Here is a 21256-nt window from a genome sequence, read left to right as displayed (position 1 = left end):
GATCACCGTGTCGTACCCGGTTCCTAAGCTGTCGCCCATGACCGATACCGCCGTACCGCTTTCCGACGAAGACCGCCTCGCCTTCCCCGCCGCGTGGAACCGCTTCGTGCAGCCGCGCCGCGGCGCCAAGCCGCGCAGGATCGTGCTCGACCCGGGGGCCGGGCGCGCTCACCTCGACAAGCACATGGACTGGATCCGCGCGCGCCTCGCCAAGGGCCGCGACGACAAGTTCGCTACCGCCGCGTCGGCATACCTCAGCAGTGCTTCCTCCGGCACTGCCTCCCTCCACAGTGAGGCCGACGTGCGCGGCGCCGGCGTCGTGGCACTGCTCGCCAACTCGGCGCACGACACGTACCGTCTCCGGTGCCGGCCGATGTTCGACCTGTTGGAGACCGATCACGGCCTGCCGTTCGCGGCGGCCGCGCTCGCCTACACCCTCGCCCTCGACCTCGACCGGCGCGACCGGAACCTCGGTGTCTCATGGCGTGCGCTGTCCGAGAGCAGCTGGTCGAAGCTTCAGGACAACGCCGAGATTCGCCAGGTCCGGGCGCGCATCGCCGCGGACGCCGACTACGCGGGCGTCGTGGCCGCACTCGCCGAGCACCGCACCAGCCCCGAGCTGCGGCTCGCGGTGAGCATCCTGGTCCCCGACGAGGAGGCCTGGCTGACCGAGGTCTGCAACGAGTACCGGACCTCGGCGTCCCATGCCTACCCGAAACTGCTGCTCGAACTGGTCACCACCGAAGAGCAGACGGATCTGATCGAAGTGGACCCGAGCCGGTTCTACGGGCTGCCGGTGGCCGAAGCGGCGGACCTCCTCCACCGCCTCGGCGCCGCGGCGCTGCCCGTCTGCAAGGGGTATCTCGGCAGCGGCCGCCCCGGCCCCGGGGAGCGGCGGACCGTATACCGGGCCCTCGCGGCGATGCCCGGCGACGAGGCCATGACGGTGCTGCTCGACCATCTGGACCAGGCCGACGCCATGGGCTTCGCCATCGAGGCGGCCGTGAACTTCCCCAGGCGCGCACTGCGATTGATCGCCGAGCGCCTCCCGTCCGCCGACGCCGCCGAGCACAGGCAGCTCACGACCCTGGCCCACGCCGACCCGGTCCTGCTCGACACCGTGCTCCCGCTCATGGACGAGGCGACCCAGGCGGCCGTCGCGCCCCTCACCGCCGACCGGCGGCGCGTCCCCGAAGCCCCCGCCGACGCCGTGCCCGCCCTGCTCGCCGCCCCGCCCTGGGGCACCGGCGCGGCCGAGCGCGAAGCGATCGTCCTCAAGGATCTCGCACCCGCGCCGATCGAGCGGATGACCTGGGCCGAAGGCGAACGCGAAGCGTGGGCCGCGATCGAGCACCACCAGTTCGCCCGCTTCAAGGAGTCCGCCGAATGGAGCCGCACCCGCTGGGAGTATGCGACCCGCGAGTTCGACGCCAAGGACGCCTACGACCAGGCCGGCCTGCTGGCCCTCGCGCACCCGGAGGTCGCCGCCGACCTCCTGCCGCGCTGGAAGGTCGACCACAACTACTTCAACCTCCCGGTCCTCCAGCGCATCCTGGCGAACCTCGGTGCGGAAGCGGCGCAGTACATCATGACCGCCACCTCGTACGACTTCGAGTACCGGCGCCTCCTGCTGCTGCCGGTCGCGAACCTCCTCGTCGCCCGCTACGCCGCCGATGCGCTCGTGCGCTTGAAGACCATGCGGCCCTTCGCGGTCGAATGGTTCGACCGTCACGGCGCGGACGCCGCGGCGCTGCTCGTCCCGGACGCCCTCGGCAAGTCCAAGAAGACCCGCGCCGCCGCTGAAGCCGCACTGCGCTACCTCGCCTCGACCCACGGCGCCGACCTCGTGCGCGAAGCCGCCGCCCAGTACGGCGACGAGGCCGCCGCCGCGATCGGCGACCTCGTGGACATCGACCCGCTCATGCCCATCGGCATCCAGGTCCCCAAGGCCGGCGCGTGGGCCTCCCCGGCGGTGCTGCCGCAGGTGCTGCTCGCCGGGCGCGAGCACGCGCTGCCGGACGCCGCGGTCCGCAACCTCTTCACCGTGCTCGCCATCGGCACGCCCGAGTACGACTACGCGGGCGTCGCGGTCGTCGCCGAGGCCTGCGACCGGCTCTCGCTGGCGCGCTTCTCGGTGGCGCTGTTCGAGCAGTGGCTCGCCGCCGGAGCGCCCTCCGAGGACGGCTGGGCCCTGACGCAGCTCGCGCACTTCGCCGACGACGAGGCCGTGCGCCTGCTCGCCCCGCTCGTCGCGAAGTGGCCGGGGGAGAGCCAGCACCAGCGGGCCGTCAAGGGCCTCAAGGTGCTCGGCGCGATCGGCACCGAGGCCGCGCTGCGGGCGATCAACCAGATCGCCGAGAAGGCCAAGTTCGCCGCGATCAAAGCCGAAGCGGGCGACCAGATCGACGCCATCGCCGCGAACCTCGGCCTGACCGCCGACCAGCTCGCCGACCGCCTCGTGCCCGACTTCGGGCTGCGCGACGAGGCCGCGCTCGTCCTCGACTACGGGCCGCGGCAGTTCACCGTGGGCTTCGACGAGGCGCTCAAGCCGTTCGTGCGCGACGGCGACGGCAAGCCCCGCAAGAGCCTGCCCAAGCCGGGTGCCAAGGACGACGAACTCCTCGCCGCCGCCGCGTACCAGCGGTTCGCCGCACTGCGCAAAGACCTCCGCACGGTCGCCGCGGACCAGGTGAAGCGGTTCGAGCGGGCCATGGTGCAGGGCCGCACGTGGACGCCCGCCGAGTTCGACGAGCACTTCGTCCAGCACCCGCTCGTGTGGCACCTCGCCCGGCGCCTGGTGTGGATCGCCGAGGCCGACGGCCGGCGGACCTCGTTCCGCCTCGCGGAGGACAAGGGCTGCACCGACGTCGAAGAAGAGGAGTTCACGCTTCCCGCGAACGCCGCGATCCGCCTCGCGCACCCCGCGATCATCGGCGACGAGCTCGACGCCTGGGGCGAGATCCTCGCCGACTACGAGATCCTGCAGCCCTTCCCGCAACTCGAACGCCCCGTGCTGGCCTTCACCGAGGAGGAGCTGCAGACGGGCCGCCTGAAGCGGTTCGAGGGGATCACGGTCCCGGTGGGCAAGCTGCTCGGCCTCACGAGCAAGGGCTGGGAGCGGGCCGTACCCCAGGACGCCGGGATCGAACCGGGCATGTCCTGCGAGGTGCGCGGCGCCGGCTACCTCGTGCTCGACCTCGACCCGGGCATCTGGGTCGGCGCGATCGAGCACTGCCCCGACCAGCGGCTCCGCACCGTCCTGCTCGCCGCCCGCGGCCTCACCGACTGGACCGTGCCGCCGCCGAAGACCGGCTTCGGGCCGGTCGACCCCGTGGTCGCCTCTGAAGTGCTCGCGGCGCTGTCGAAGGCCGCCGGCGTCGCCTGACCGCCTCGACTCCGGCCCATCGCGTTGTTCGAACGCGATGGGCCGGAGGCGTGTCGCACCGTCCTCATATGCTCTGCATGACACCACCGCCCCATGAAAGCCGGTCATGACCGATCACCTTGCGCCACAAGACAAGCGACTCGAAGCAACCGACGAGTCGCCGCCGTCCGGACTCCCCGTCGCGGCCCTTGCGGACCTGCCGAAGGTGCTCGTCGCCCCGCCGTGGGCCGAACCGCGCCGGAGCCGCCCGCCCGGCGAGATCCCCGGCCTTCAAGTCCCCGCCCCCCAGCTCGTCGGCCGCCCCGGCGAGTTCGAGCGCGCCATGGCGCTCGAACCCGACGCCGTCGAATGGGACCCGGAGACCTACTGGGACGACTCGGTGGGGGAGCGGATCTACAGCTACCGCCCCGAATGGAAGTTCGAGGAGGGCCTCCTCTCCCAGCTCGCCCGCGGCGGCCCGCGCTTCGCCGACAGGGCCGTCCGGCACATCAAGAAATCCCCGTGGGCCGGCCGCGTCCTCCTCGCCATCCGCAGCACCCCGGCCGCGGCGACCGCCGCGCACTGGTGCCTCCGGCTCGACGCCGGGCGCGGCCCCGGCCTCGACTGGTTCGACCGCCACGGCCTCCACGCCGTGCCGCTCCTCATTCCAGAAGCCTTCGGCCCCAAGGCCTACCAGCGCACCACCGCCCGCGGCGCGCTCCGCCTCCTCGCCTGGCGGTACGGCCCCAAGGCCGTCATCCGCCGCGCCGAGACCCATGGGCCGGAAGCGGTCGCAGGCGTCACCGCCGTCCTCGCCGACCACCTCGACCGGCCGCTGCTGAGCAACCCGACCGCGGGCTCGATCCACGCGCAGGACCTGCTCCCGCGCGTCCTCACCGCCGACCGGGCGGCGGTCCTGCCGCCCAGCGCCGTCTCGCACCTCATCGCGGTCCTCTCGCAGTGGTCGCCGCGCACCCCGTACCCCGCGGCCGACGCCGTCGCCGAAGCCTGCGACGCCGCATCGCTCGCACGCTTCTCGCTCGCCATGGCGCAGCGGTACCGGTTCACGCCCTGGACCGTGGGCCAGCTCGCGCGCTTCGGCGGCCCCGAGGCCGCCGTCCTGATCGAGGCCCAGGTCAAGAAATCCGGGGCGCGGAACCTCGCGCAGACCGGCCTGGCGCTCGAGACCCTCGCGGCCTTCCCCGCCGAGACCGCGTTCCCCGCGCTGTACCGCCTCTCGCGCGGGAGGCTCCACGACTCGGTCCGGGAGCTGGCGGCCGCGCACGCCGCCGCCGTGGCGGACCGCTCAGGATCCGAAGTGGAACCGCTCGCCGACCGCGGCACCCCCACGCTCGGCCTCGACGACCCCGGCCGGCTCACGCTCGACTTCGGACCGCGCGCCTTCCACATCAGGACCGACGACCGGCTCAACCTCCGCGTCGCCGACGCCGACGGGAAGATCCGCTCGCGCCTGCCGCGCCCCGGCGTCCGCGACGACGCCGAGACCGCCGCCGCGTCCCTCGTCCGGTTCCGCGCGCTCGCCAAGGACCTCGCCGCGGAACGCGAGTTCCAGAGCGACCGCCTCAAGGACGCGATGCTCACCAGCCGCATCTGGCGGCCCGAGGAGTTCGCGCATCTCCTCGCCCACCCCGTGCTCGCCGCGCTCGCCCGCGGCCTCATCTGGATCGGCGAGACTGCCACTGGGCCCCAAGCGTTCCGACTCGCCGAGGACGGCAGCTTCGCGGACGTGAACGACAAGCCGCTCGAACTCGTCGAGGACGCCCGCGTCCGCCTCGCCCACCCCGTGCTCCTCGACGCCGACGTGGCGCTGTGGACCGAGGTCTTCGCCGACTACGAGATCCTGCAGCCGTTCGACCAGCTCGTCCGCCCGGCGCTGGCGCTCACCCCCGAGGAGGCGCACACCGGCGTCTTGGAGCGCTTCTCCGGCGCCACCGCCACGTTCGGCGCGCTGAGCGAGGTGCTGGAATGGAAGTCGCTGCACTGGACCGGCGACTCCGACTCGCAATGGGCCGGCGGCCGGACCTACCTCTTCGACCGCGAGCTCCCGCTCGAGGCCCTGAACGACGCCAGCCGCGAGGTCGTCCAGAACGCGCACCTCCTCGCCGAGATCGACCCGAGCCCCGACTACCGTGAACCCGACCCCGAAGGACGCCACCGCATCCTCTGGGTCTGGTTCTCGCCCACCAAGAACCGCCGCCGCGGCGCCCCCACGCTGCGCGGCGACGCCCTCGACCCCGTCCTCGTCGCCGAGATCCTCGCCGGTCTCGGCCGCGCCACCGGCATCCACCACTGAGCAGAAAGCCGCCATGACCACTGAACTTGTGAGCACAGCCGCCGCACCGAAAGTCCAGCGCCCGCCGGCCGAGCACCGCTACGCGACCGAGCTCGCGAAGCTCGCCGCCGAGGACGAGTCGCCCCGACCGCCCGGGTGGGCCCTGAGCCTCCAGGCCGCCCGCACGTTCATCGTGGGCGAGGAGTCGCGCGGCGTCAGCCGCAAGTTCGTGGGCGACCCCTCGCTCATCGACCGCGCGCTCGTCACGCTCGCCACCAACCGCGGCCTCATGCTCGTGGGCGAGCCCGGCACGGCGAAGTCGCTGCTGTCCGAGCTCATCGCGGCCGCCGTCTCCGGCGACTCGACCCTCACGATCCAAGGCGGCGCCTCCACCACGGAGGACCAGATCGCCTACTCCTGGAACTACTCCCTGCTCGTCTCGGAAGGCCCCACGCAGCGCGCCCTCGTGCCCGCGCCGCTGCTGCGCGGCATGTCCGAGGGGCGGGTCGTGCGGTTCGAGGAGATCACCCGCTGCCCGCTCGAAGTGCAGGACTCGCTGCTCTCGCCCCTGTCCGACCGGGTGCTCGCCATCCCCGAGCTCGAAGGCGACTCGATGGTCTTCGCCCGCGAGGGCTTCAACATCATCGCCACCGCCAACACCCGCGACCGCGGCGTGAACGAGATGAGCGCGGCCCTCAAGCGCCGCTTCAACTTCGAGACCGTCTTCCCGATCGCCGACTTCAAGACCGAGCTCGACCTGGTCGAGGCCGAGGCCTCGGCGGCCCTGGCGCGCTCGGGCGTGCCCGCGCCGCCGTCCCGGGACGTGCTCGAAGTGCTCGTGCGGGTCTTCCGCGACCTGCGCACCGGGGACGCGAACTCGGGCCGCCCGCAGGCGGTCATGTCCACCGCCGAGGCCGTCTCTGTCGCGCACGCGGTGGGCATCAAGGCCTGGTACCTGCGCGGCGGCACCGCCGTCGCCGGGGACATCGTGGACTGCATGGCCGGGGCCGCGGCGAAGGACAACGCCGAAGACCTCGCGCGCCTGCGCCGCTACCTCGAGCAGAAGGCCCCCAAACGCAAAGGCCCGCACTGGGAGTCGCTGTACCAGGCGCGGAACCTGCTGCCGGGATGATCGAGCGCCTCCACGTCCAGGGCGTGCGGCACCACTCGCCCGCCTGCGCCCGCCTCGTCGCCGCGCGCATCGAGGAGCTGCGGCCCGCGGCCGTGCTCATCGAGGGCCCGGCGGACTTCAACGACCGCCTCGACGAGCTCGCCCTGGAGCACGAACTGCCCGTGGCGATCTACTCGTACGCCAGCACCGACCTCGCGGTGCGTCGCACGTGGGCGCCGATGTGCGACTACTCGCCCGAGTGGGTCGCCCTCACCGAGGGGCGCCGATCGGGCGCCGAGGTGCGGTTCATCGACCTGCCCGCCTGGCACCGGGCCTTCGACGGCGTCGAGAACCGCTACTCGGACGCCGAGCGCCGCTACACCGACGCGACCGACCGGCTCTGCCGCGCGCTCGCGGTCGACAACGTGGACGCCCTCTGGGACCACCTCGTCGAGGTCGCCGAGACCGAGGGCCTGACCGAGCGGCTCGACCAGTACTTCGACCTCGTGCGCGGCGAGGCCGACGCGGACGGCCACGACAATGCGCGCGAAGCGTATATGGCCCAATGGATCCGCGCGACGCTCGCGGAGACCGAGGGGCCGGTGCTCGTCGTCTGCGGCGGCTTCCACGCCCCCGCGCTGCGCCGTCTCGCCGAAGCGGGCGACACCGCGCTCCCCGACCTCCCCGCACCGCCTGAGGGCACCGAGACCGGCGGCTACCTCGTGCCCTACTCGTTCAAGCGCCTCGACGCGTTCGCCGGATACCAGTCCGGGATGCCCTCGCCCGAGTACTACCAGCGCCTCTGGGAGGCCGGTCCGGAGGAGGCGGCGGCCACGCTCGTGCAGCGGATCACGCGCCGCCTGCGCGAGCGCGGCCTTCACGTCTCCACTTCGGACCTCATCGGGGCGCGGAGCCTCACCGAAGGGCTCGCGCGCCTGCGCGGCCACGGGCGGCCCGGCCGCACCGACCTCCTCGACGGCCTGGCCAGCGCCCTCATCAGCGACGACCTCGAGCAGCCGCTGCCGTGGACGCGCCGCGGTTCCCTCACCGCCGGAACGCATCCGGTCGTGGTCGAGATGACCGCGGCCCTCACCGGCGAGCGCGTGGGCCGCCTGCACCCGGACACGCCCCGGCCGCCGCTCGTGGACGACGCCGAGGCCGAGATGGCCCGCCTGGGCCTCGACGGCGAGGGCGCGCTGCGACTCGACCTCGCCAAACCGAAGGACCTCGAGCGCAGCCGCGCCCTGCACTGCATGCGGCTGCTGCGCCTGCCCGGGGTCCGCCGCGTCGCGGGCCCGACGGCCGGCGCCGACGTCACGGCCGAGGAGCAGTGGACGCTCAAGCCGAGCGCCGACCGCCTGCCGGTGCTCATCGAGTCCGGCGCGCTCGGCGCGACCCTCGGCGACGCCGCCCAGACCGTGCTCGAGCAGCGCGCCGACGCCGAAGGGGCGCTCGACGCCCTGGCCGCCATGCTCTTCGACGCGGCCCTGTGCGGCCGGGCGCACCTCACCGACCGCCTGGGCGCCTCCGTCGAAGCCGCCGTGGACGACAGCGGCGACCTCGGCGAGGTCGGTCCGGCGCTCGCCACGGTGCTCGCGCTGTGGCGCCACGACCACCTCTTCGGCACCGCCGGCAGCGCCCTGTACGCCGCGGTGGTCACCGCGTGCGCGAACCGCATCCTGTGGCTCGCCGAAGGACTCCACGCGGGTCCCGGCCCGGCCGACACCGGCCGCCTCCTGGCGATGCGGGCCCTGCGCGACGCCGTGCGCCACGCGCCCGGGCTCACGCCGCCGGCGTCGTCCGTCGCCGGTGCGGCCCAACGGATCGCGACCGACGGGCTCGCCCCGCCGGACCTGCGCGGCGCGGCCCTCGGCCTCGCCTGGGCCCTCGGCGCGCCCGCGAACGCGGCCGAAGCCGCCACAGGGGTGGCCGACCCGGTCCGCCTCGGCGACTGGCTCGCCGGGCTCTTCGCCGTGGCCCGCGAAGAGGTCCTCGCCGAGGAGCAGGGCGTCGTGTCCGCTGTGGACGAACTCGTCGCCGATCTCAACGAGGACGAGTTCCTCACCGCCCTGCCCGCCCTGCGCCAGGCCTTCGCGACGTTCCCGCCCCGCGAGCGGGGCCTCATCGCCGAACGCCTCGTCGACGCACGAGGCGGCGGGAACGCCCGCGACCTCACCAGGAAGCTCGCGGTCGACCCGGTCGCCATGGCGGCCGCCATGGCCCTGGAAGCCCGCGTCGACACCGCCCTCGCCCGCGAAGGCCTCGTATTCGGAGGAGAGTCCTGATGGGGGACCAGCACAACGGTGCCCAGCACCACGGAGCCGACCTCGAACGCTGGCGGCTCATCCTCGGGCCCGCCGCCGAGAGCCGCACCGGCGGCCTCAGCGACGAGAACGCCCAGCGCGACGCCGCCCTCGACTGGCTCTACAGCCGCGACGACGACCTCGGCAAGCGCGGCGTGCGCCGCGGCGGCGCCCGCGGCGACGACTCGCGCGGCGCGGACGACTCGCCCTCGCAGCTCACCACTGTGGACTGGCTCGACGGCATCCACCGGCTCTTCCCCAAGGAGACCATCGAGCGGCTCGAGCGCGACGCCATCGAGCGCTACGAGATCCACGACGTCCTCACCAACCCCGACGTGCTGGAGCGCATCGAACCGAGCCCCTCACTCCTCAAAGCCGTCCTGCGCACCAAGCACCTCATGAACCCGCAGGTGCTCGCCGCCGCCCGCCGCATCGTCGAGGAGGTCGTGCAGCGCCTGGTCGAGAAGCTCTCCGTGCAGGTGCGCACCGTCTTCACCGGCAGCCGCACCCGCAAGCCCAGCTGGCACCGGCGCTCGCGCGACTTCGACCTCAAGCGCACGCTGCGCGCCAACCTCAAGCACTACCAGCCCGAGGAGCGCCGCGTCGCCATCGAGCGCCCGCAGTTCCACTCGCGCACCTCCAAGCGGCTCGAGCAGTGGCAGCTGGTGCTCCTGGTCGACCAGTCCGGGTCCATGACCGGCTCGGTGATCCACTCGGCCGTCACGGCCGCCTGCCTCTACGCCCTCCCGGGCCTCACGACCCACCTGGTCGCGTTCGACACCGCGGTGGTCGACATGACCTCCGATGTGGACGACCCGGTGGAACTGCTCATGAAGGTCCAGCTCGGCGGCGGCACCGACATCGCCCGCGCCGTCGAGTACGGCGCCGGGCTCATCGACAACCCGCGCCGCTCCATCGTGGCCCTCATCAGCGACTTCTACGAAGGCGGCAGCGAAGCCCGGCTCGTGCACCTCGTCAAGCAGCTGTGCGAGCAGGGCACCCAGGTGCTCGGCCTCGCCGCCCTCGACGAGGACGCGAACCCGATCTTCGACCACCAGATGGCCGCCCGCCTCGCCGACGTCGGCGCCCACGTCGGCGCCATGACCCCCTCCCACCTGGTCGAATTCGTTGCGGAAAGGCTCGGCACGTGACCGCGGAACCCAGGCACGACCTCCTCGCCCTCACCACGGACGCCCTTGCGGCCCTGGCCAACCGCGGCCTCGTCAAACGCGCCGCCAAGGACCTCGACGCCGGGACCGTCCCCGAAGTGGCGCTCGCCGACGACGGCACCCTCACCGCCGTCTTCCCCGACGGCGCCGAAGCCGCGCTCCCGGCCGCGGGCGGCCTCGAAGCCGCCACCTGCACCTGCGGCGCCACCGGCAAATGCCGCCACCGCGTCGGCGCCGTCCTCGCCTACCAGCGCGTGCAGGAAGCGCCCGCAACCGAACCGGCCGATCCCGACACCACCGCCGACGCCGCCCCCGAGCCCGCCGGACCGATCGCGAACCCCGCCGCCATCACCGACGAAGCGCTCCGCGAAGTCCTCGGCCACCACGCCCTCAAAGCCGCCGAGCAGACCCGCCGCGCCGGCTACACCGCCCGCCTCACCTGGCCCGGCCCCGACCGCCCCGCCGCCGCCGAGCTCCCCGCGGCGACCGTGACGTTCCTCGTCCCCGGCCTCGGCTACGTCCACACCGACGCCACCGGCCCCGCCCGCGACACCGCGATCGTCCTCGCCGTCTGGGCCTTCCGCGCGGCCCTGGAGAGCACCGCACCAGACGGCGCCGAGTCTGAGAGCGCCACCGTTGCGGGCACCGCCCTCGACGGCACCGCACCCGAACCCCCGACCACCGTCAGCGTCGGCGGCGGCACCGCCGCCGACGCCCTCGAGGACGCCCTCGCCCTCGCCGAACGGGTCCTCCTCGACGGCGCGGTCGGCGCCGACGGCGTCCTGCGCGCCGCCCTCCAGCGCGAATCCAAATCCCTCACCCGCCGCCGCGCCCACTGGCCCGCCGGCGCCGTCGACGACCTCATAGAGCAGCTCGAACGCTACGAGGACCGCTCCGCCGCCTACGACCCCCAGCGCCTCGCCGCCCTCCTCGCCGAACTCCCCGCCCGCTCCCGCGCCGCCCGACACTCCGCAGGCACCCCGACCGCCCAGGTCCTCGGCAGCGAGGAGGCCGCCGCCACCCCCCTCACCCTCGTGCGCCTGACCGGCCTCGGCGCCCGCGTCACCGCCGCGGGCGACACCCGCGCCCTCGAGATCTACCTGGCCCAGCCCGAGACCGGCATGGTCCTGGCGGTCCAGCGCGACTGGCCCGTTCCGCAGGACGCCACCCTCACCGGGGCCGAGATCGCCGCGAAGCGCCTCGCCGGATGCAAGATCGGCGCGCTGGCCGCGGGCAACACGGTCACCGAGGCCGCCTCCCGCACGGCGGCCCGCGCGCTCAAGCTCGGCACCGGCCGCCTCGCCAAGACCCAGGTCCTGCCGCTCGGCCTGGCCTGGAACGACCTCCCGGACTCATTGCGCGCCACCGACCTCGACGCCCTCGCCGAGGAGCTCGCCGCCCGCCCGCCGGCGCTCGTGCGCCCGCGCGTGGCCGCCGAGTCCCTGCGCGTGATCGCCGTCGAGGACGTCGAGCTCCTCGGCTACGACCCCGCCTCGCAGTGCCTCGAAGCCCGCATCGCCGCCCCGAAGGGCGGTTCGGCGATCCTGCGCGTCCCGCACCGCGTAGCCGCGCCCGGCGCGCTCGAAGCCGCCGAGAAGGCCCTGCTCAAGGGCGTCACCGCCGTCGCCGGGCACGTGCAGCGCCACCGCGGCGTGCTCATCGTCGAGCCCACCGCGCTGCTCACCGCTGACGGCCCGGTGGTCCCCGACTTCGCCCCCGGGGACGACACCGCCGAGCTGGCCGCCGCCGGCGCGAACGCCGCGACCGACCCGGTCGCCGCCGCGGTCGAGGACGCGCTCACCGTGTGCGCCGATCTCGCGCACCAGGGCCTGCGCGGCGCCCGCGAACCGTCCCGCCGCCGTGTGGAGGCCGCCGCCGCCGACCTCGAACGGGTCGGACTCCACAGGGCTGCAAGCGATTTCGTGCACCTGTCCAAGGCGTTGGCAGCGGAGGACGACCCGGCGAAATGCGCCGCCTGGATCGCCGCCGCTGTCCGAATGCTGGTCACCGCTGAGCTACACTGACCGCCTGGGCAATCCCCATTCTGTAACTTCAGCCACTCAAATCTCAGCCGGAGCCATCCGCTCGGCGTACGCAGAGTCGGCGATCATCATCGAAGCAATGAGGCTTGACCAATGATCGACCTGCAAGATCCGATCTTCGTCGCCCACGAGGGCGGCAAACTGCGCACCTCCACCACCGTCCCCCTCGCCAGCCGCGAGGACCTCTCGGTCGCCTACACGCCCGGCGTGGCCCGCGTCTGCGAGGCCATCGCCGCCGACGAGTCGCTGGCGCGGACCCACACGTGGCGCTCGAACGTCGTCGCCGTGGTCACCGACGGCACCGCCGTCCTCGGCCTCGGCGACATCGGCCCCGCCGCCTCCCTGCCCGTGATGGAGGGCAAGGCCGCCCTGTTCCGCCAGTTCGCCGACGTCGACGCCGTCCCGATCTGCCTGAGCACCAAGGACCCCGATGAGATCGTGGCCGCCGTCGCGGCCATCGCGCCGTCCTTCGGCGGCATCAACCTCGAGGACATCTCGGCCCCGCGCTGCTTCGAGATCGAGGACCGCCTCAAGGCCCTGCTCGACATCCCGGTGTTCCACGACGACCAGCACGGCACCGCCGTGGTCGTCCTCGCCGCGCTCACCAACGCGCTGCGCCTCCAGGACCGGCGGGCCGAGGACCTCACGGTCGTGGTGGTCGGCGCGGGCGCCGCGGGCGTGGCCATCACGAAGATCCTGGACGAAGCGGGCGTCGGCGACCTCATCGTCTGCGACTCGACCGGGATCGTCCACGAGGGCCGCGACCGCCTCAGCCCGGTCAAGGAGCGGCTCGCGGCGCTCACGAACAGCAACGGACGCAGCGGCGGCGTCACCGAGGCGCTCAAGGGCGCCGACGTCCTCATCGGCGTCTCCGGCGGCACCGTCCCCGAATCGGCGCTCGAAGGCATGGCGGACGGCGCGATCGTGTTCGCCCTCGCCAACCCGACGCCGGAGGTCGACCCCGAGGTCGCCGCGAAGCACGCGGCGATCATCGCCACCGGCCGCAGCGACTACCCGAACCAGATCAACAACGTCCTGGCGTTCCCCGGGATCTTCCGCGGCGCGTTCGACGCCGGGGCCCCGCAGATCACCGAGGCGATGAAGCTCGCCGCGGCCCGGGCGATCGCCGACATCGCGGCCGAGGACCTCGCCGCCGACCGCATCGTGCCGTCCCCGCTCGACCCCCGCGTGGCCCCGGCCGTCGCCGCGGCGGTGCGGGCCGCCGCCTAGCGCGCACGCGAACGACCCGGCCGGGACGCAACGTCCCGGCCGGGTCATTTCGTGTGCTCTACCGGGCGATCAGCTGCTCAGCCCCATCTGGCGCATGAACTCCGATTCGTCGAAGTAGAGGTGGTGCTCGGTGATCTTGCCGTCCTCCACGGCCGCGATGTCGCAGCTGCGGAGCTTCACCTGCTTCCCGGTCGCCTCGATCCGCTCGCCTGACGGCGTCGTCATCGCCCCGGTGTTGGTGCCGATGAAGTAGCCCTCGTCGACCGCCTTGCCGTCGGATTCGAGCTGGGCGATCGTCTCGTAGTGGCCGTCCGGGAACGCGTCGATGAACTGGTGCCAGTACTCGGCGATCTTCTCGGGTCCTCGCACCGTCCCCGCATCGGGCGTCATCAGCACGGCGTCGTCAGCGTAGAGAGCGACGGCCGAGTCGACGTCGTGCCGCTCGATCGCGGTATCGGTGAGCTTGTCCAGGACCTCTCTTGCCTGGCCCATGGTCATCACCTCCTCACCTCCGATTATCGTTCGCATTCTCGGCGGCGGGTCCGGTTCCCGCGATTCGCGCGTCGCCCGCCTACGAGGTCGGCGCGTCGGCGGCGAACCGGCCGGCCAGGGCCGTGATCGTGCCGCGTCCCTCCACTTGGGAGCTCCACTCCCTGGGCAGGGCCGCATGGCCGTACGCGGCGCCGTAGAGGTTGCCGAGGATCGCGCCGGTGGAGTCGGAGTCGCCGCTGTGGCTCACCGAGGCGGTGAGGCCCTTGCGGACGTCGTCGGTGCCGAGCAGGCAGTAGACCGCGATGGCGAGTGCCTCTTCGGCGATCCAGCCCTCGCCCAGGGGCGCGCAGGTGTTGGGGCCGGGCGGGACGCTCCCGGCGAGGCGGTAGGCGTGCTGGAGCGCGTCGGCGGTCTCGGAGCGGTGGAGGCCGTCGCGCAGGTGCAGCATCGCGGCGGAGACCGCGCGCTGCGGCGTCTCGCCGTTCATCAAGTGCGCCACGATCATCGCGAACGCGCCCGCCGAGGCTCCGGCGGTCGGGTGGCCGTGGGTGAGGGCCGAGCACCGCTCGGCGAGCGCGTAGGCCTCTTCCGGTCCGGAGTGGAACCCGAACGGGGCCGAGCGCATGACGGTGCCGCAGCCCTTCGAGTCCATGTTCACGCCGGGCCCCCCGCCGGCCCGCAGCCCCGAGAGGCACGCGTTGCCGGGGGCGCGGCGGTCGTAGAGCCACGGCTCGGCGGCCAGCCCCCGCGCGCCGCTGGGCGGCAGGTACTCCTTCTGCGTGGCGTACCAGCGCATGTACGCGCTCTTGACGGACGCGAACTCGTCGCCGGGTGCGGCATCGAGGAGGCCTTCGGCCGTGAAGAGGGTCATCTGGGTGTCGTCGGAGATCTGGTTGCGGCGGAGTTCGGTGACGCCGTCCGGTCCCCACGACTCCCTGATCCGATCCCAGTGGTTGAACTCGACCTGGTAGCCGAGGGCGTCGCCGACCGCCCCGCCGATGAGGCATCCGAGGACGCGGTCGTGCCGCGTGAGCGCTTGAGTCACGCCGGGATTGTATGGCGTCCAAGCCGCTTCGGACCTCTGCGGCCCGCGCCGACACGGACGCCTTGACATGAGTGACCGTTAACATTCACAATACATCGAAATGTTTCGACCCTCCCTCACATCAGGACGGAAGACGATGAAGCCTCCGACCAGAACGAGAACGACAACCGTCGTCGCAGCGACCGCCGTCGTGCTCGCCACCCTCACCGCTACGAACGCGTCGGCGCAGGAGGCCGACGCGAGCATCCACGTCGACCTCGATGCCGCCACCGCGATCTCCGACGAGCTCTACGGGCTCTTCTACGAGGACATCAACCACGCCGCCGACGGCGGCCTCTACGCCGAACTCGTCCAGAACCGCTCCTTCGAGTTCAGTCCCGCCGACGAGGGCTCCTATCACCCGCTGACCTCCTGGACCGTGAACGGGGAGGCGGCCGTGGCCGACTCCGGCGGCCTGCACGAGAACAACGTCCACTACCTCGCCGCCGAAGCGGGCACCACGATCATCAACGCCGGCTACAACTCCGGCATGGCGATCGAGGCCGGGAAGCCCTACGACTTCAGCGTGTGGGCGCGCGCAGGGCAGAACGCCAACATCACCGTGCAGCTCCTCGACGCCGACGGCACCCCGGTCAGCGGCACGGCCACCGTCAACACCGGTGCCGGAACCTGGACCGAGCTCTCGACCGTGCTCAACGCCGGCGCCTCCACCGTGGACGGCCGGCTCGCGGTCACGACCGACGCCGCCGCCGACCTCGACATGGTCTCCCTCTTCCCCCGCGACACCTTCAAAGGCCGCGACAACGGCCTGCGCAAGGACCTCGCCGAACTCATCGCCGACCTCGACCCGAGCTTCCTGCGCTTCCCCGGCGGCTGCATCGTCAACACCGGGAACTTCGACCGCGACGGCCGCGAGCGCGCCTACAACTGGAAGGACACGGTCGGGCCCGTCGAAGAGCGGCTGACCAACCAGAACTTCTGGGGCTACAACCAGACCTACGGCCTCGGCTACTACGAGTACTTCCAGTTCGCCGAGGACATCGGCGCGCAGCCGCTGCCGGTCGTCCCGGTCGGCGTGACCGGCTGCGGCGACTCCGCCGAGATCACCGATCCGGCCGAGCTCCAGACCTGGGTCCAGGACACGCTCGACCTCATCGAGTTCGCCAACGGCCCGGCCGACTCCGAATGGGGATCGCTCCGCGCCGAGATGGGCCACCCGGAGCCGTTCGGCCTCACCAAGATCGGCCTGGGCAACGAGGAGTACAAGGACCAGTTCTACGCGAACTTCCCGGCGTTCAAGGACGCCGTCCGCGCGGCCTACCCGGACATCGAGATCGTCGGCAACTCCGGTGTGGACGACGCCGGCGCGGTCTTCGACCGCAGCTGGGAGTTCATGCGGGAGCAGCAGGTCGACCTCGTCGACGAGCACTACTACAACTCCCCGGAGTGGTTCTTCGCCAACAACGCCCGCTACGACGCCTATGACCGGACGGGCCCGCACGTGTTCGTCGGCGAGTACGCCTCCCGCTCGAACACCTGGTGGAGCGCCCTCTCCGAGGCCTCCTACCTGACGGGCATCGAACGCAACGGCGACGTGGTCGACATGGCCTCCTACGCCCCGCTGCTGTCCAACATCGACTACATCGACTGGGCGCCGGACATGATCTGGTACGACAACCACCAGACGGTCACATCCGCCAGCTACGAGGTGCAGAAGCTCTTCGCCACCAACGCCGGCGACGAGGTGCTCGCCTCCACGCTCGACGCCTCCCCGATCGCGCAGCCCGACATCGCGGGCGGCATCGGCCTCGCCACCTGGAACACCGCCGCCACCTACGACGACGTGAAGGTGACCGCCGCCGGCGGCACCGAGCTCTTCGCCGACGACTTCGCGACGGGCTCGGACGGCTGGACCGTCGGCGGCAACGCCGCCGGAACCTGGTCCGCCACCGACGGCGCCTACAGCCAGACCGCGCTCGTCGAGGACGCCCGCACCACCGCGGGCGCGGCCGACTGGTCGAACTACACCTACGAGGTCAAGGCCACCAAGACCGCCGGCAGCGAGGGCTTCCTCGTCATGTTCGGCGTCGAGGGCTCCGACGACTACTACTGGTGGAACCTCGGCGGCTGGAACAACACCACCAGCGCCGTCGAGAAGTCCAGCAACGGCGCCAAGTCCACGCTCCTCAACCACGACACCGTGATCGAGACCGGCCGCACCTACGACCTCAAAATCGAGGTCGAGGGCCGCACCATCACCGGCTACGTCGACGGCGAGCAGGCCTTCACCGTGGAGGACAAGGAGGCGGTCGAGCCGCTCTACCAGGTCGTCACCCGCGACGAGGACACCGGCGAGGTCACCCTCAAGGTCGTCAACGCCCAGAGCGAGGCGGTCACCACCGGTGTCGTCCTCGAAGGCCAGCGCCTCAAGTCCAAGGGCGAGGTCACCACCATCGCCTGCGAGCCGGGCTGCGACAACATGCTCGGCCAGGACCAGGTGGTCTACCCCGAGACCGAGACGGTGAAGGGCCTGGGCAACGAGTTCACCTACGAGTTCGCGCCCTACTCCGTCACCTTCATCACCCTGAAACCACAAGGGCGCCATTAAGAACGAGCGCGGCCCCGGGCGAAAGCCCGGGGCCGCGCTCGTACGTGAGACCGGCGACGCGACGTTGATCGGCACGCACCACACCGCGGTCGAGGTCATTCCCGGCCGAGGCCCCCCGGGGCGCTGCGCTTCGCGTCCGCAAGGCGGTCCGCGAGCACCTCGTTCACCGCGTCGTCCTTGGAGGCGGTTCCCATGAGGTGCATGGCCGCTTCAAGAAGTTCGTCAGCGATGTCGATGCGTACCGCCGACATGCGATCCTCAGCTCGCTGCGGCGGGCTCCGGCTCCACGATGCGGTCGCCTTCGCGGTCGCCGTGGATCTCGTAGTGGAGGGGGACGGCCTCCGCGCTCGGTTCGCGCTTGCGGAGGCTGAAGGGGACCAGGACCGCCGCGACCCACAGGACGCCGGCGCCGAGCATGTGGAGGCCGACCAGGACCACCGGCAGGTCCAGGTAGTACTGCGTGTAGCCGATGACGCCCTGCAGGAGCTGGACCGCGAGCAGCGTGTACACCGCGCGCTTCGCCGAATTCGGGGCCTTCACCGCGTGCAGCGCCGCGATGAGCGCCACGGTCATGCCGACCAGGAGCCACACCAGGTCCGCGTGGAGCTGGGACATCAGGGCCGGGTCGAGGCCGTTGCGGGGCGTCTCGGCGTCGCCCGCGTGCGGGCCGGAGCCGGTCACGACCACGCCGAGCACGATCACCGCGAACGCGACCCCCACGAGGCCCCGTGCGAGGAGCCGCACCGCCCGGGGGACCAGCGGCACCACTTCGCCGTCCGGCTCGCCCGAGCGCACGTACAGCGCCACCGAGAGCGCCACCAGCGGGATCGAGGCCAGGAAGTGCAGGCCCACGACCCACGGGTTCAGGCCCGTCCACACGGTGATGCCGCCCAGGACCGCCTGGACCGGCACGTACAGGCACGCGCCGAACGCCAGCTTCACCAGCGACGACCGCCGCGGGACCCGCCGCCACGCCGCCACGAGCGCGCCGATCGCGATCGCCACGAGCACCCAGGTCAGCACCCGGTTCCCGAACTCGATCGCCCCGTAGATCCCCATCTCAGGGGTCGCCACCAGCGAGTCGGTGGTGCACTTGGGCCACTCGGGGCAGCCCAGGCCCGACTCGGTCAGCCGCACCGCGCCGCCGGTCACGATGATGCCGACGTTCGCGATGACGCTGGTGAGCGCCCACCGGCGCACCGCGCCCGGCCTGCCAAACCACCGATGCAACAGGTTCACAGCCACGATCTTGCCCCTGGACCGCACCCCGCCTCCCGGCCGGGTGCCGAATTGTGGGCTGACACGACCGGTGGGGAGTGTGAGGTTAGGCAAACCTGCGTGCCCCGTCTCACCGACGGCCATCTCGACGCGCCGCGCCGAATTAAGTAAGCTTTGTGTTGTGGAAATGGTGACGAGGGCGACCAGCCACTCGACGGACGGGGACACCCGCCGCCGAGTGACCCGGCTGCTGCTCGAACGCGGTCAAGCCACGGCCGCCGACCTCGCGCAGGACCTCGGCATCACCGCCACCGCCACCCGCCGCCATCTGGACGCCATGGAAGCCGAAGGCCAGGTCGAGACCCGCGTGGTCAAGACCTCCGGACGCGGAAGGCCCGCCAAGAGCTACCAGCTCACGCCCGCCGCCCGCACCAACTTCGGCCACACCTACGACGACCTCGCGATGGAGGCGCTTCGCTGGATCCGCCGCTTCGAAGGCGAGGACGCCGTCGGCGGCTTCGCCGCCGAGCAGGTCGCACGCCTGGAGGCCCGCTGCCGGGCCGCCATGGACGCGGTCGACTCCGACGACTCGATGGCCCGCGCGCAGGCGCTGGCCACCGCGATGTCGGGCGAGGGCTACGCCGCCACGGCGTCGGTCATCGCCTCGGGCGGGCAGATCTGCCAGCACCACTGCCCGGTGGCGGGCGTTGCCGCGGAGTTCCCGCAGCTGTGCGAGGCGGAGACGCGGGTGATCGGCCGCCTGCTGGGCGTACACGTCCAGCGCCTGGCGACGATCGCCAACGGGGACGGGGTGTGCACCACCCACGTGCCCGGTACGAACCGCGGCCTCCGGGCCGTGGACGACGGCGGGGGACGCGGCCCGGTGCCGCTGCCCGACCCCGAACGCGCAGACCGATAACCCGACAGGTCAAAGGTGAGACTTGAGATGACCGACACGCAGAAGCCCGAGCCGCTCAGCCAAGAAGAGGCACTGGCCTCCCTGGAACGGTACGAGTACGGCTGGGCCGACTCCGACGCCGCCGGCGAGAACGCGCGCCGCGGTCTGACCGAAGAGGTCGTCCGCGACATCTCCGCGCGCAAGAACGAACCCGAGTGGATGCTCGAGCTGCGGATGAAGGGCCTCAAGCTCTTCGGCCGCAAGCCGATGCCCAACTGGGGCGCCGACCTGTCCGGGATCGACTTCGACAACATCAAGTACTACGTCGAGGCGTCCGAGCGTCAGGCCGAGTCCTGGGAGGACCTGCCCGAGGACATCAAGAAGACCTACGACAAGCTGGGCATCCCCGAGGCCGAGCGCCAGCAGCTCGTCTCCGGCGTCGCCGCCCAGTACGAGTCGACGGTGCTCTACCACTCCATCCGCGAGGACCTGGAGCAGCAGGGCGTCATCTTCATGGACACCGACACGGGCCTGCGCGAGCACCCGGAGCTCTTCAAGGAGTACTTCGGCTCCGTGATCCCGGTGGGCGACAACAAGTTCGCCGCGCTCAACACCGCGACCTGGTCGGGCGGCTCGTTCATCTACGTGCCCAAGGGCGTCCACGTCGACATCCCGCTCCAGGCCTACTTCCGGATCAACACCGAGAACATGGGCCAGTTCGAGCGCACGCTCATCATCGCCGACGAGGGCTCGTTCGTGCACTACATCGAGGGCTGCACCGCCCCGGTGTACTCCTCGGACTCGCTGCACTCCGCGGTCGTGGAGATCATCGTCAAGAAGGACGCCCGCGTCCGCTACACGACCATCCAGAACTGGTCGTCGAACGTCTACAACCTGGTCACCAAGCGCGCCATCGCCGAGCAGGGCGCGACCATGGAATGGGTCGACGGCAACCTCGGCTCCAAGGTCACCATGAAGTACCCGGCCGTGGTCATGGTCGGCGAGCACGCCAAGGGCGAGGTCCTCTCGGTCGCGATGGCCGGCGCCGGCCAGCACCAGGACACCGGCGCGAAGATGACGCACGCCGCGCCGCACACCTCCTCGACGATCGTCTCCAAGTCGATCTCGCGCGGCGGCGGCCGCACCTCCTACCGCGGCCTGGTCAAGGTCGACGAGGGCTCGCACCACTCGAAGTCCACCGTGAAGTGCGACGCGCTGCTGGTCGACACCATCTCGCGCTCCGACACGTACCCGTACGTCGACATCCGCGAGGACGACGTCGACATGGGCCACGAGGCGACGGTCTCCAAGATCGGCGAGGACCAGATGTTCTACCTCATGAGCCGCGGCCTCACCGAGGACGAGGCCGCCGCCATGATCGTGCGCGGCTTCATCGAGCCCATCGCCAAGGAGCTCCCCATGGAGTACGCCTTGGAACTCAACCGCCTCATCGAGCTGCAAATGGAAGGCGCGGTCGGTTAAG

At 71.9% G+C, this 21256-nt stretch carries 14 protein-coding genes; 10 read left to right on the top strand and 4 right to left on the bottom strand.

Translation table 11 applies throughout. From position 1 onward, the window contains the following. Positions 1-37 precede the first annotated feature (37 nt). The 7 genes from QWI33_RS06120 to QWI33_RS06090 all read left to right on the top strand — a co-directional run bounded on the left by QWI33_RS06120 (position 38) and on the right by QWI33_RS06090 (position 13512). On the top strand, positions 38-3385 hold the full coding sequence (locus tag QWI33_RS06120; RefSeq protein WP_289955941.1) for a DUF4132 domain-containing protein: 3348 nt from the start codon (positions 38-40) through the stop codon (positions 3383-3385). 106 nt (positions 3386-3491) lie between these two features. Then, a complete protein-coding gene (locus QWI33_RS06115; protein WP_289955939.1) occupies positions 3492-5678 on the top strand; it encodes a DUF4132 domain-containing protein in 2187 nt (728 codons plus the stop codon). A gap of 13 nt (positions 5679-5691) precedes the next feature. Further along, positions 5692-6789, top strand: a complete 1098-nt coding sequence (locus QWI33_RS06110; RefSeq protein ID WP_289955937.1) for an AAA family ATPase — start codon at positions 5692-5694, stop codon at positions 6787-6789. Continuing rightward, entirely contained in the window at positions 6786-9053 is a 2268-nt protein-coding gene (locus QWI33_RS06105) for a DUF5682 family protein (protein WP_289955935.1), read from the top strand. The genes QWI33_RS06110 and QWI33_RS06105 overlap by 4 nt, the downstream gene beginning before the upstream one ends. Next, on the top strand, positions 9053-10222 hold the full coding sequence (locus tag QWI33_RS06100) for a VWA domain-containing protein (RefSeq protein WP_289955932.1): 1170 nt from the start codon (positions 9053-9055) through the stop codon (positions 10220-10222). The genes QWI33_RS06105 and QWI33_RS06100 overlap by 1 nt, the downstream gene beginning before the upstream one ends. Further along, the gene (locus tag QWI33_RS06095) at positions 10219-12264 is read left to right on the top strand and encodes a YehQ family protein (protein ID WP_289955930.1); all 2046 of its coding nucleotides are present in this window, start codon (positions 10219-10221) and stop codon (positions 12262-12264) included. The genes QWI33_RS06100 and QWI33_RS06095 overlap by 4 nt, the downstream gene beginning before the upstream one ends. Positions 12265-12378: 114 nt before the next feature. Further along, complete coding sequence (locus QWI33_RS06090) at positions 12379-13512, top strand: NAD(P)-dependent malic enzyme (protein WP_353895421.1); 1134 nt, start codon at positions 12379-12381, stop codon at positions 13510-13512. Positions 13513-13581: 69 nt separating this feature from the next. Here QWI33_RS06090 and QWI33_RS06085 read toward each other — a convergent pair whose 3' ends face one another. After that, positions 13582-14004, bottom strand: coding sequence for an ester cyclase (locus QWI33_RS06085; RefSeq protein WP_289955927.1), 423 nt, complete (start codon positions 14002-14004; stop codon positions 13582-13584). Positions 14005-14083: 79 nt separating this feature from the next. Then, on the bottom strand, positions 14084-15049 hold the full coding sequence (locus QWI33_RS06080) for an ADP-ribosylglycohydrolase family protein (protein WP_289955925.1): 966 nt from the start codon (positions 15047-15049) through the stop codon (positions 14084-14086). Positions 15050-15185: 136 nt separating this feature from the next. Here QWI33_RS06080 and QWI33_RS06075 point away from each other — a divergent pair, with 136 nt between their 5' ends. Next, complete coding sequence (locus QWI33_RS06075; protein ID WP_289955923.1) at positions 15186-17657, top strand: alpha-L-arabinofuranosidase family protein; 2472 nt, start codon at positions 15186-15188, stop codon at positions 17655-17657. Positions 17658-17752: 95 nt separating this feature from the next. On the opposite strand, the gene QWI33_RS06070 is transcribed toward QWI33_RS06075, so the two are convergent. Together QWI33_RS06070 and QWI33_RS06065 are read right to left on the bottom strand one after the other, a co-directional pair. Continuing rightward, a complete protein-coding gene (locus tag QWI33_RS06070) occupies positions 17753-17908 on the bottom strand; it encodes a type II toxin-antitoxin system VapB family antitoxin (RefSeq protein ID WP_289955921.1) in 156 nt (51 codons plus the stop codon). Positions 17909-17915: 7 nt separating this feature from the next. Next, the gene (locus QWI33_RS06065) at positions 17916-18896 is read right to left on the bottom strand and encodes a COX15/CtaA family protein (protein ID WP_289955920.1); all 981 of its coding nucleotides are present in this window, start codon (positions 18894-18896) and stop codon (positions 17916-17918) included. Positions 18897-19062: 166 nt separating this feature from the next. Between QWI33_RS06065 and QWI33_RS06060 the strand changes: the two genes are divergently transcribed. Further along, a complete protein-coding gene (locus QWI33_RS06060; RefSeq protein WP_289957196.1) occupies positions 19063-19794 on the top strand; it encodes a helix-turn-helix transcriptional regulator in 732 nt (243 codons plus the stop codon). Between the two features lie 27 nt (positions 19795-19821). Next, complete coding sequence (gene sufB / locus QWI33_RS06055) at positions 19822-21255, top strand: Fe-S cluster assembly protein SufB (protein ID WP_289955918.1); 1434 nt, start codon at positions 19822-19824, stop codon at positions 21253-21255. Position 21256: the final 1 nt, after the last annotated feature.

It is taken from the genome of Glycomyces tritici (genome assembly GCF_030403505.1).
The sequence above is the reverse complement of the archived record's forward strand: the minus strand, read 5'-3'. Positions and strand labels throughout refer to the sequence as shown.

Coding starts and splice junctions, on each gene's coding strand:
- QWI33_RS06105 (WP_289955935.1), top strand. CDS start 6,786: ATGATCGAGCGCCTCCACGTCCAGGGCGTGCGGCACCACTCGCCCGCC.
- QWI33_RS06115 (WP_289955939.1), top strand. CDS start 3,492: ATGACCGATCACCTTGCGCCACAAGACAAGCGACTCGAAGCAACCGAC.
- QWI33_RS06110 (WP_289955937.1), top strand. CDS start 5,692: ATGACCACTGAACTTGTGAGCACAGCCGCCGCACCGAAAGTCCAGCGC.
- QWI33_RS06075 (WP_289955923.1), top strand. CDS start 15,186: ATGAAGCCTCCGACCAGAACGAGAACGACAACCGTCGTCGCAGCGACC.
- QWI33_RS06070 (WP_289955921.1), bottom strand. CDS start 17,908: ATGTCGGCGGTACGCATCGACATCGCTGACGAACTTCTTGAAGCGGCC.
- QWI33_RS06120 (WP_289955941.1), top strand. CDS start 38: ATGACCGATACCGCCGTACCGCTTTCCGACGAAGACCGCCTCGCCTTC.
- QWI33_RS06060 (WP_289957196.1), top strand. CDS start 19,063: ATGGTGACGAGGGCGACCAGCCACTCGACGGACGGGGACACCCGCCGC.
- QWI33_RS06100 (WP_289955932.1), top strand. CDS start 9,053: ATGGGGGACCAGCACAACGGTGCCCAGCACCACGGAGCCGACCTCGAA.
- sufB (WP_289955918.1), top strand. CDS start 19,822: ATGACCGACACGCAGAAGCCCGAGCCGCTCAGCCAAGAAGAGGCACTG.
- QWI33_RS06085 (WP_289955927.1), bottom strand. CDS start 14,004: ATGGGCCAGGCAAGAGAGGTCCTGGACAAGCTCACCGATACCGCGATC.